Below are 3387 nucleotides of genomic sequence, written 5' to 3'. Positions count from 1 at the left end.
CTGTTCGCGGGCTCGGATGCCGGTGGCCACCGGGCGGCGGCGATGTACAGCCTCATCGGCACAGCCAAACTCAACGGCCTGGACCCCGAGGCATATCTGCGCGAGGTGCTCACGCGCATCGCCGATCATCCGGTCAACCAGATCGATGATCTACTGCCGTGGACGCTGATGGGTTCAACTCCCGCGTCATCGCGCGTCTGAAAATAGGTCCCCGCTTACGAAAATAAGTGGGGACCTAACGGGCGGGCATCCCACGCTTCATCTAGCCCGAACTCAGCCAAATCCACCAAGCAAGATGCCTTGCCTGGACGCTTACGTTGACAGTATATTTTCCTCGTTTCATTATCTACTAAATATTTAGTAGGAGGAAATTTGAACATTTCGCTGACAGACCGGGAAGCTGACGTGATGAAAATACTTTGGGAGCGCGGTCCGTCGGTTGTGAGTGAGGTTCGAGCTGCACTGGCCGATGAACTCGCGTACACCACGGTTTTGACTATTCTTCGCATCTTGGAAAACAAGGGCTATGTGACCCACGTTGACGAAGGACGGGGACACCGTTATACCGCCGCCGTTCAGCAGCACGCAGCAAGAAAAAGTGCTTTGCAGCACCTCGCAAGCAAGCTTTTCAGTGGGTCCACGCAGCTGTTGTTTGCACATCTAGTGACCGACAAGAAACTAACGCCCAAAGAAATCCGCCATATGCGTGAGCTATTGAAACAACAAACCGACGAAGAGTAGCTCGCATGCTGATGTGGATGATTTATGCGGTATCAGTGGCGACGTTGTTATCGGTAGCTGCGCTTGTGGCAGAACACTCGGCACGTCAGCGACAAACTCCCAGCCGGTGGCTCTGGCTTCTTGCCATCGCGGCATCTCTTGCCACTCCTGTGATCATGGCGTCGGTCTCTATACGCATTCCCGCAGAGCTGAGACCACCAATGCCGCAAACGTTGGTCGCTTTGCATGAGATCACCTCAACGCGCTTATCGCCCGCGATCTGGGTAAGAAACCACGATGGTGGTTCCGTCGCGCTCCATCACGTTCAACTCCACGCCGAAGGTGCTTGGTATGCTGCGTCGATAATCATGATCCTGATGCTGTTGACCGGTGCGATACATCTGCAATGGCGAAAACGGCATTGGACCCCCGCGCTCGTGTGCGGCGTTCCAGTGTATCTGTCGAGCGACGTCGGGCCCGCCGTTGTCGGTCTTTTCCGTCCCAGGATCGTTCTTCCAACTTGGCTGCTTGATTCCCCCGAAGAGCAACAGGCCGCGGTTGTCGCGCATGAAGAATCGCACATCGATGCTTATGATCCGGTGCTGCTTACGGTTGCTCTCTGCCTAATCGTACTCATGCCGTGGAACGTGCCTCTCTGGTGGCAACTTCGGCGTTTGAGATGCGCCATCGAGATTGACTGCGATGCCCGAGTCTTGAAGGCCGGGCACAAGCTTGCCGTGTATGGAGAAACGCTGATAGCTGTTGGTGAGCGGAAGTCGCGTTACATAGGGTCAGTAGTGAGTATGTCCGAATCCAGGTCATTCCTGGAACAACGTCTAAGACTGATGCTGAAAAAGCCAGTCGAGCGAAAATTGTTGGTTGCAGTGCTTCTTGGATGCATGTCAATCACCCTGGCCACTCTGGCCGCACAAGTGAGTCCCCCTACCATGAGCGAAGTCTCACACCGATATACTGAGGTATCAGTGCCCGTTGAAATTCTGGATCGATATGTTGGTGCATACAGAACCAGTGATACCGAAGCAATGAAAGTCCGACGTGAAGGTGGCCACCTGGCAACGCAACGGACGGGGCAGATAGGATGGTTTGAGAAGTTTCCGACGAGTGATACCAAGTTTTTTGGGAAAGTCGTCAACGTAACCGAAACGTTCGTGGTCGACGATCACGGGCAGGTTACCGCGTTGATTCATAATCAGAACGGTCTCGATGTCACATACCCACGAATCGATGTTGCCGAGGCGGATAGAATGGCTGCGGTTCTCGTTGCGCAGATCAAGAAGCAGACCGCCAATCCGGCAAGCGAAGCTGCACTGCGAAAATTGATCGACGGATTGATGTCGGGAAACCCGAACTATTCTGAAATGTCTCCTGGGTTACAAGCAGCGACCCGCAAACAGCTACCTAAGCTCAGAGACGGTTTAAATCAAGCAGGAGCGGTCGAAAATATTCGATTCGTGGGCGTCGGAAACCAAGGTTGGGATATATATCAGGTCACTCAGGCTTCAGGGTCTTCGAGCTGGCGCATTTACCTCAATGATCAGGGCATCATCGACGGTGCATTGGTCAACATGGGCCCATAGTCAGGCGGGATTTTATGCAACTTCCGCCTCTGTTGCGCGGACCAGCCGTTCGGCCTAGTCCTGGTGATGGCCGTAGAGCCCGCCGGGATGTCGGTACCGGAGCATTTCGAGAAACCGTGGACCCGGCTACGTTTTTTCCGTCATTATGTGACACCTTTCATTTGGTAAGTATGCTGATGCAGCCGGAATATGTGCTCGAACCCGTTTCGTTGCCCGATACCGTCGCCCCCACCCGTCGCGGCCTGAACGACGTCCCTATGCGTCCAAAGTGGGATGACCAGGATGATCATCTGGGCCCCGAGTGCCCGCTGCAGCGTCAGCAAAACGGCTTCGTCACCCGAAGTTCTGGCCGTAACGCGATGGATTCTGGTCCGTGCGCGTCGCCGACACCGGCCTCAACATCGCTGCGGGCGAATTGATGGGCGATGGCGGCGTTACCGCTGCTGATGACGGAATGTTTCATGGAGACTTCTGGTCGGGTGGGCCTCGCATGTGTCCGGTTCGCAATGATCGACTGAGTGGGAGGGCTGAAGGCGTGACCCCCTGTAAATTTCGGCAAAGAAAAATTGGAAAATCTGCAACTTCGTCCCGAGGAAAAGCGTAAAAATCCCCTTTCGCTGCCCGGCTGACACCATTGTTACGCAGATTTTGCACTACGTATGAATTGTACCTTCGAATGCTACGATAACGGGAGTTATAACAATTGTCGTTTGTCTTTCAGCATGCGCCGCAGATATACCACCTGACATAAAAGCCTACTTCACAGTCAGCCTTAGACTCAACCATCAAGTGCAACACCCATATTGATATAGGGTGTTGGGATGGAAAAAAGATATTTTCATCTGAGCGCGGAAGAGCGCGCGGCAATCATGATCGAAAGCGGTAAAAACGCGAGCATCCGGTCGATAGCGAGGCTGCTGGGACGCAACGCGTCTAGCATCAGCCGAGAACTCGCGCGTAACCGGACTGAGACGCGCAGGTGTTATGACGCCACTGCCGCTGCAAAGGCGTATCGCGCACGGCGTGAACGAAGCCGAAGGCCACGCAAATTGACCGCTGGTAGTGCGCT

5 protein-coding genes are annotated in these 3387 nt (G+C 54.3%); 4 read left to right on the top strand and 1 reads right to left on the bottom strand.

The features are described from left to right. The 3 genes from OVY01_RS22775 to OVY01_RS22765 form a co-directional block, all read left to right on the top strand. On the top strand, nucleotides 1-201 hold a 201-nt coding region (locus tag OVY01_RS22775), incomplete at its 5' end, for a transposase domain-containing protein (protein WP_267849927.1). Nucleotides 202-372: 171 nt separating this feature from the next. Next, nucleotides 373-741 (top strand): BlaI/MecI/CopY family transcriptional regulator, encoded by a 369-nt coding sequence (locus OVY01_RS22770; protein WP_267849926.1) that lies wholly within the window; start codon nucleotides 373-375, stop codon nucleotides 739-741. Nucleotides 742-746: 5 nt separating this feature from the next. Next, a complete protein-coding gene (locus tag OVY01_RS22765; RefSeq protein WP_267849925.1) occupies nucleotides 747-2318 on the top strand; it encodes a M56 family metallopeptidase in 1572 nt (523 codons plus the stop codon). 316 nt (nucleotides 2319-2634) lie between these two features. Here the strand turns inward: OVY01_RS22765 and OVY01_RS22760 are convergent, their stop codons facing one another. Then, on the bottom strand, nucleotides 2635-2781 hold the full coding sequence (locus OVY01_RS22760) for a hypothetical protein (RefSeq protein ID WP_267849924.1): 147 nt from the start codon (nucleotides 2779-2781) through the stop codon (nucleotides 2635-2637). Nucleotides 2782-3139: 358 nt separating this feature from the next. Between OVY01_RS22760 and OVY01_RS22755 the strand changes: the two genes are divergently transcribed. Further along, on the top strand, nucleotides 3140-3387 hold a 248-nt coding region (locus OVY01_RS22755; RefSeq protein WP_267849923.1), incomplete at its 3' end, for a helix-turn-helix domain-containing protein.

It is taken from the genome of Robbsia betulipollinis, assembly GCF_026624755.1.
In the GTDB taxonomy this organism is placed as follows: domain Bacteria; phylum Pseudomonadota; class Gammaproteobacteria; order Burkholderiales; family Burkholderiaceae; genus Robbsia; species Robbsia betulipollinis.
Note: the sequence above shows the minus strand (reverse complement) of the source record. Positions and strands in the feature narration are given on the sequence as shown.

Excerpts from the sequence above, each read along its gene's own strand:
- OVY01_RS22765 (WP_267849925.1), top strand. The coding sequence starts at position 747 with ATGCTGATGTGGATGATTTATGCGGTATCAGTGGCGACGTTGTTATCG.
- OVY01_RS22760 (WP_267849924.1), bottom strand. The coding sequence starts at position 2,781 with ATGAAACATTCCGTCATCAGCAGCGGTAACGCCGCCATCGCCCATCAA.